The organism is Ereboglobus sp. PH5-5, assembly GCF_029504805.1.
Lineage (GTDB): Bacteria > Verrucomicrobiota > Verrucomicrobiia > Opitutales > Opitutaceae > Ereboglobus.
In genome coordinates, this window is record NZ_JAQFIT010000030.1 from 1 (window position 1) to 8,074 (window position 8,074).

Consider the following 8,074-nt stretch of genomic DNA (forward strand, 5'->3'; position numbering starts at 1 on the left):
CAGTTGCGCGCCCGCGCCGATCGTGGTCACGCCGGTGTAGGTGTTGGCGCCGAGGAGCGTCCACTCGCTGTTGTCGGCGAGGGTGACGTTGCCGGCGCTGCCGGAGTCACTGATCACGCCGGCAAATTCCACGCCAGTCTCGGTGCTGATGACGGTGAGCGTTTTGTCGCCGAGCTTGATGTCGCCTTCGCCGCGGACGTTTTGCAGGCGCTGGTTGTAGAGGTGGAGGTCGAAGGCCGCGCCGGCGTCGATGATGACACCCGTGCTGCTTGCGATCACGTTGGCGGCGCCGCCCATGACCGTGGTGTTGTCGGTGATGAGGGTCGCGCCGGTGTAGTCGTTGCCGGTGTGCGCGAGGGTGATTTCCTCGCCGCCGACAAAGGTGAAGCCCGCGCCGCCGGTCGTGCCGGTGAGCTTGGCGCTGAGGGTTTTGTCAAGCGAACCGGTCGAGTCGATGATGACGGCCTCGGCGGAGTTGATCGACTCGATGGAGATGAGGCCGTAGTTGAGCAGGATGTCGCCGCCCTGGGTGATGGCGTTGTAGCCGTAGGTGTTCACGCCGACATCGGCGATGCCGCCCTGGTTTCTGAAGGTGATGAGGGTGTTGTCGGTGCCGGAGGCGAGAGCGTTGCCGTCGCTGTCAACGAGGTCGAAGCCAATGCCGTCGGCCGGGCCGCTGATGGTCGACTCAACGATGGTGCGCTTATTGAGCTCGAAGTCGGGCGGGAGGACGTCCACGTCGAAGATGCTGCCGTTGAGTCCGTCGCCGGGGGGGATTGGCGGGTTGATGCCGGAGAGCACCTCGGTGTCCACGCCGATCTTGCTGGCGGCGAGGCCGCCGCTTTCGCTGACTGCGAGGGTTTCGACGGTGAGCTTGTAGGGCGGCAGGCCCGCGGCGGTCGTGTCGGTCTTGACCAGGAATGTGCCGCCGGCCAGGTCGAGGCCGCCGATTTCGCGGTTGGCGTCGAGCGTGGTTTCGCTGCTGGCGTTGAGTTTGAGGGTCGCGTTTTCGAGCGCGCTTTCCGAGGTGGCGAGGTCGAAGACTGTCTTGTTCCCGTATGCGCTGCCCACGCCGACCGTGCCGGTGAACGCCGTGCCCATCGCGGGGTCGAGCGCAAAGGTGACGCTGGGCGCGCTAACCGTCGCCGTGCCGACGAGGTCGAGCAGACCCGCGCCGGTGAGCGGGTTGACGAGCGTGGTCGTGCCGGTAGTGTCGGCGGTGCGCACTTCGAGGATGGCGCCGGCCTCGATGTTCACATCCGAGCCGTTGAGCTGGTATTGCTCCCAATCGACGATGAGCTTGCCGGCGTCCACCGTCGTCATTTGCTGCGCCATGAACGCGCCGGGGTGCGCGTCGATTGTCCAGGTGCCCGCGCCTTGCTTGACGAGCGTGCCGGTGAAGGTCGTGTTGCCGGTCACCGCGTCCGAGTAGAGTTGCTCCGTGCCCGTGTCGCCGTTGAGCGTGAGCAGCGAGGATGCGCCCACGATCCGCAGGTCGCCCGCGAGCGTGCTGCTGTTCCACAGGTTCACTTCGTTCGCCGCGTCGGCGGCCAGGTTGACCGCGTAGGCACCGCCGCTAATCACGCCGCCGATGGTGTTGGTGACGACGACGGCAACGGTGTCGGCGCCCACGCCGATGGTCGCGCCGGTGATCGTGCCGGCGTTCATGATGGTGCCACCCGCGTCAAGGGAGATTCCATAATTACCCTGGATCAGGCCGGTGGACTCATTGGTGATCGTGGCGTGGCCCCCGGCAATGATGCCGGCGCTGTTCGCGCTGATGATCGTGCCGCTGTTGGCAATCGTGCCGCCGCTTCGCAAATCAATCGCCGTGTTGTTTATCGCGCTGATGAGCGCGCCGGCGGCATTTTCCACCACCGTTGGCGCGTTGAGCCCATACCCGTAAACGCCGCGGTCGCCTTTGAGCGTGCCGGTGTTTTGCACCGTGCCGCCGAGAGCGAGCCGCACGGCGGAGCCGGCGCCTTCGATCAGGCCGTCGTTGGTGACCAGGCCGGAGGCGTTTGCAATACTCACGCCGTCGTTGGCGAGGCCACGGATTGTGCCTGCGTTGGTAACCGTGCCGCCGTTGGCAAGAAACACGCCGGTTTGGCCGGAGATTAGGCTGTCGGCAGTCGTGTTGGTGATTTCCGAGGACTGGCCGGCATGGACGCCGTAGCTGCCCGTGCCGACGATCGTGCCGGTGTTGGTCACCGTGCCGCTGCCGGCAATATGCACGCCGGTTCGGTTGCCGTTAATGTAACCGCCGGTGTTTTCCACCCCGGCATTGGTGCCCGAATATACGCCGTCCTCGGTCGTGCCCATGATTGTGCCGTTGGTGTTGCGCACCGTGCCGCCCTCGCCCAGCCACACGCCGTTCATGCCGCCTTGGATTTGGCCGCCGGTGTTTTCAACGACGATGGGGTCGTTTACGGCGATGATGCCGCTGTCGGCGTCGCCGAGGATCGTGCCACTGTTGGTCACCGTGCCGCCGCCGGCAAGATGCACGCCAAAGTCGTCGCCCTTGGCCAGGGCGCCGTGGTTGTTGATGATTGCCGCGGTGTCGCCGGCATAAACGCCCGCAGCGTCATCGCCGAGGAGCGTGCCGCTGTTGACGACCGTGCCGCCGGCGACCATATGCAGGCCGTCGAAGCCGCCCTGAATCAGGCCGCCGTGGTTGTTGGTGATTGTCGCAATCGCGTCGGAATGGACGCCGAAGCCGAGTGAGCCTAGGATCGTGCCGCTGTTGCCCAGCGTGCCTCCGCCGATCATGGACACGCCGGTTTCCCCGCCCTTGATCAGGCTTGTGGCCAGTGTGTTCTCGACCAGCGCGTCCCCGGCAATGGAAAGGCCGGCGCTCGTGCTGCTCGTGCCGGTGATCGAGCCGCGGTTGGTCACCGTGCCGTCGGCGCCGAGTTCCACGCCATATTCGCCGCCTTGGATGCGGCCCGAGTTGGTGAGCGTCGCCTCGTCCTTCACATAAACGCCCGCGCTGCCCGTGCCGATGATCACGCCGCTGCTCGAAATCGAGCTCGTCCCGGCAACGTGAATGCCGGTCGTGCGGCCTTGCACCTGGCCGGAGTTGCTGATGTCCGCATTGGTGGCGGAATAAATGCCGTAGGTGTTCGTGCCGGTGATCACACCGGTGTTGCGCACGCGTCCGCCGCCGTCCATCCACACGCCGATGTTGCCGCCCTGGATTTGGCCGCCGGTGTTTTCAACCACCGCGATTCCGCCCGTGTAAACGCCCACTGAGCTCGCGCCGCTGATCGTGCCGGAGTTGGTGACCGTGCCGCCTTGCTCAATCCTCACGCCCGTGGCCGCGCCGGTGATCACTCCGCCCGCCTTGTTGTCCACGCGCGCCACCGCCCCGTCGATCAACACACCCTGGTCGTTGCCGATGATCGCGCCGGAATTGGCGACCGTGCCACCGGCCTGCAGGTTGACGCCAACCGTCGCGTCGCCGGTGATCACTCCGCCCGCCATGTTGTTCACGAACGCAACCATGCCCTCCGAGTCAATGCCGTAGGACTTGCCGTAAATTTCTCCGCTGTTCACAACCGTTCCCCCGTTGGCCAGGTAAACCGCCGTGTCCGCCTTGATTTCGCCGCCGAGCCGGTTGTCAACCAGCGACGTGTTGTCGTTGCCCGCCATGTAAACGCCGAAACCCTCGCTCGCGATGCTGCCGCCGGAGAGGTTCACGACACTGGCGCCGTTTTGTCCGATATAAACGGCCGCGTCGTCCAGGTTGAGCGTGCTCACGCCAATGGTGCCGGAGTTGGTGATCGTGCTGCCCGCCGCACCCGAGGCACCGTCGAGATACACGCCCGTCCCGCTGCCCCCAATGAGGCCGCGGTTGTTGATGCCCGCCTTTCCGCCAGCCCAGGCGCCGACGCCGGCATCGCCGAGGAGCGTGCCGGTGTTGTCGAGCGTGAGGCCGGCCACCGTCTTGACACCGTTGTCCTTGCCGCTGATCAGCGCGCCGGCGTTGTTGGTGACCGTGGTTTGGCCGGAGGCGTGGCTGTTGTAAATGCCGTCACCGACCAGGCCGATGATCGTGCTGGAGTTGGTGATTGTGGCCTCCAATGAATCCAAGTTTACGCCCGTGTCGCCCCGGATGAGACCCTCGTCGGAATTGCCCACGCTGGCAACGCCCTTCGCGTCCACACCGGCGTCGCCGCCGACGATCGCGCCGGAGTTGGTGACCGTGCCGCCATTCGTGAGACGCACGCCGGCGGTCGTTCCCGAGATCGTGGCGTCATGCCTGTTGTTGATTGTGGCGGTGTCGGCGGCATCCACGCCGAAGCCGACGCCCGCGTTCGTGCCGGTGATGGAGCCGGAGTTGGTGACCGTGCCGCCTTGCACAAGGTTCACGCCTGCGAGGTCGCCGCTGATAAGCGCGCCCTCCTTGTTGGTGATCGCCGCGGTGGCCGTCTCGGAGACCACGCCGATGCCGCCCGCGGATGTGCCCGTAATCGTGCCGGTGTTGGTGACGCTGCCGGCGGAGGCGAGCCGCACGCCGATGGCGCCGCCGCTGATGATGCTTTCCGTGCTGTCGTTGTTGACCGAGGCTCCGCCGCCGGCCACCACGCCGATGCTTGTGGCGGAGGTGCCCGTGATGGAGCTGTGGTTCTTGATGGTGCCGCCGGCCAGCAGGGTGACTCCCGTGGCGCCGCCGATGATCACACCGTGCTCCTCGTTGCGAATGTTGACGGAAGCGTTTGTCGCAAGGATGCCGTTGCTGGCGGCCCCGGTGCCCTTGATGATCGCGTTGTGCGTGTTATGCACCGAGCCGCCGCCGCTTAGCTTGACGCCCGAGGAGGCGCCCTCGATCAGGGCGTTGTTGGTGATCTCGGCGATATTGCCGGCGGTATCAAGGCCGATGCTCGAACCGCGGATCGAGCCGGAGTTGGTAACCGTGCCGCCCTGGGCAATAGACACGCCCGTGGCACCGGTGATGTAGCCGCCCGCGTTGTTCGTGACGAGCGTGGCGTTATTGTTGGAGTAAACACCAAGTTTACTGTCACCATCGATCGTGCCGGAATTCGCGATCGTGCCGCCCGCGTTCAGCCTGACACCGGTGTTGCCACCCCGAATCAGGCCGCCGACGTTGTTGGTCACCAACATGGCGTTGTTGCCGGAAGCGACCCCATACATGCCAGTGCCGCGAATCGTGCCGGAGTTCTCGACCGTGCCGCCGGCAGTCAGCCAAACGGCGCTGTTGCCGGAGATGGAGCCGCCGGTGGTGTTGCTCACGAGCGTGGCATTGTTGAAGGAATAAACTGCAGGCGAAGAACTACCGTTAATCCTGCCCGCATTCGCGACCGTGCCACCGGCGTTCAGCGTGATGCCGGAGCCTTTGGAGGAAATGTTGCCGCCCGCGTTGTTCGTGACGAGCGTGGCGTTGTTGTTGGAATAGATTCCCGCCCCAAAAGTGCCACCGGCAATCGAACCGGAGTTGGTGACCGTGCCGCCCTGGGCAAGATTGATGCCGTAGGAGCCGCCGGTGATGACGCCGCCGGCGGCGTTAGTGACGGCGATGGCGGCGTTTTTCGCCTCCACGCCGGTGTCGGACGTGCCGGTGATGGTGCCGGAGTTGCCGAGCGAGCCGGTGCCCTCGAAGGAAATGCCGACGAGGCTGCCGACGGGCGCGAGGGTGTTGGTGTAAACATAACCGTTCGCCAGGGTCAGCGCCGTGCCGGTGACATTGATGCTGCCCGTGCCAGTAAGCGTGGAATTGATTTCGAGGTAAACGCCGCGGTTGCCGGTGATCGCGCCGTCGTTGCGCACGGTGGTGTTGCCGCCCGCGTAAACGCCGCCTTCGATGGTGGCTCCCGCGGTGTTGGAGACAAGGGCCGTGCCCGCGTCGACGCGCACGCCGTAGCCGGTGGCGCCGGAAATGGTGCCGGAGTTGGTGACGGTGCCGCCGGACGTGAGAAGCACGGCATTGTTGGCGCCTTGAATCACGCCGTCCACTTTGTTGTCAACGAGTATGCTGACTTCGCCATAGACGCCGCTGCTACTGGTGCTGTTGCCTGTGATCGTGCCGGAATTGATCACCGTGCCGCCGTTGAGCAGCGAAACGCCGCCGCCGCCCTGAATCACGCCGCCAGTGGAGTTGGATACGAGCGCGGTGGCACCGACAATGCGAACGCCGTAGTTTGTGTTGCCGCTACTACTCATAATGGTGCCGGAATTGAACACGGTGCCGCCGGACGCGAGATACACGCCCCTGCCGGCGGTGCTTTGAAGCACGCCGCCCGCCTTGTTGTCGACGAGGATGCTGGCGGCGCCATGGACGGCGGGGTTGCTGTTGCCTGTGATCGTGCCGGAATTGCGGACCGTGCCGCCGTTGAACAGTTCAACGCCGCCGTTGCCCCGAATCACGCCGCCGACGGTGTTGGAAATGAGCACGGCGGAGCCGGTGCCGGAAACCGCATAGTTGCCGCCCGTGCTGGAAATCGTGCCGGAATTGGTGACGGTGCCGCCGGCGGCGAGTTGCACGCCGTAGGTGCCGCCCGAGATGTCGCCGCCAGTGGCATTGTTCACGAGTGTGTCGTTGCTGTTGGAATAAACGCCGACGCTCGCGCCGGTGATACTGCCGGAATTGCGCACTTCGCCGCCGACGAGTTGCACACCGTAGGTGCCGCCGGTGATGAGGCCGCCGGAGAGATTATTGAGGAGCGCGTCCGAACTGGCGAAACCAACGCCGGTGCGGCCTGCGCGGATCGTGCCGGTATTGGTGATCGTGCCGCCGCCCATAAGATAAGCGCCCCCCGCGTTTATGCCATCAATAAGGCCGCTGTTGGTGAGCGCACCCGATGCGCCAAAAATGGTCACGCCATAGTCACCACCCAAAATCGTGCCGGAGTTGGCGACCGTGCCGCCGCTGTTGAGTCGCACGCCGCGCTCAACACCGGCGATGAGTCCACCGGTGGCGTTGCTAACGAGCGTGGCAATGTTGTCGGAATAAACGCCGGCACCGCCGACGGCGGTGGCGCGGATCGTGCCGACGTTGGTGACAATGCCGCCATTCACGAGACTCACGCCGTAGGTGCCGCCAGTGATGACGCCAGCCGAAGCATTGTCGATCAGGGTGTTGATGTTATTGGACAGGATGCCAACGCTGCCAGTGCTGGTAATGGCGCCGACATTGCGCACCGTGCCACCGCCATTGAGCCACACGGCCCTGTTAGCGCTTTGAATCACACCACCCGCATTGTTGTCGACGCGGATGCTGGTCTGGCCATAGACGGCGCTGGAAGAGCTGATGCTATTACCGATAATCGTGCCGGAATTGAGCACCGTGCCGCCGACGGCAAACGAAATGCCTCCCTCTCCCCGGATCAACCCGGCGCTGTTTATCAAACTGCTGGCGGAAGAATTCACCGCGTAGTTGGACAATCCATCCGCAAGGGCGCCTGAGTCGATTCGCAACTCCACGCCGGCAACCGAAATAGTCACGGCTGGGCCCCCGGTAACAGACCCGGAACTCAGGACATGCGTGCCAGGGGCGCTGGCGTTATAGTTGGTGGTTCCACTGGTAATGGGAATTGTCTGCGCGGACAATTGCCCGGCAAAAACCGCGAGTGCCGCGGACAGGCAAAGCGCGAGGAGGCCTCGCGCACGGTTGCGAACCAGTTGGTGTGGCTTAACGTGATTTAGCATGTTCATAAAACTGAATAAAGTGCCGGTAAAAAAAATATAATTATCACGGCTAATATTGCAGGGAAAATCCATTGGCAATTATCTATTTTGAGAAAATGAAAACCATTTTCATGCACTGGAGGAAAGCCCTCGGTTGAGTTGCGAAAAGAATACGAAGCAACGCATAATGACGGAGCCCTGCACGGGGAAAGCACCCCGCCGCATAAAGGCCAAAGCTCACTCGCAAGTGGCATCCAGCCCACGATATCAATCCCATGGGGTATAAAAAGGGCGCCTCACGCGGCGCCCTTTTAACATATATTATTCGCGGGGAATTTCTTACCAGGCGCGGCGGTAGCCGAGGCTCAGCGACCAGGGCCGCTCGTAGTCCGAGGCCTTGTTGTATTCATAGTCAAAATACACCTGGCTT

The 8,074-nt window shown here is 63.8% G+C and carries 1 protein-coding gene; it reads right to left on the reverse strand.

Annotated features, from left to right (window positions below; all coding sequences use genetic code 11):
• On the reverse strand, positions 1-7,461 hold a 7,461-nt coding region (locus tag M2103_RS13045; RefSeq protein WP_277511118.1), incomplete at its 3' end, for a hypothetical protein.
• Between the last annotated feature and the right edge of the window lie 613 nt (positions 7,462-8,074).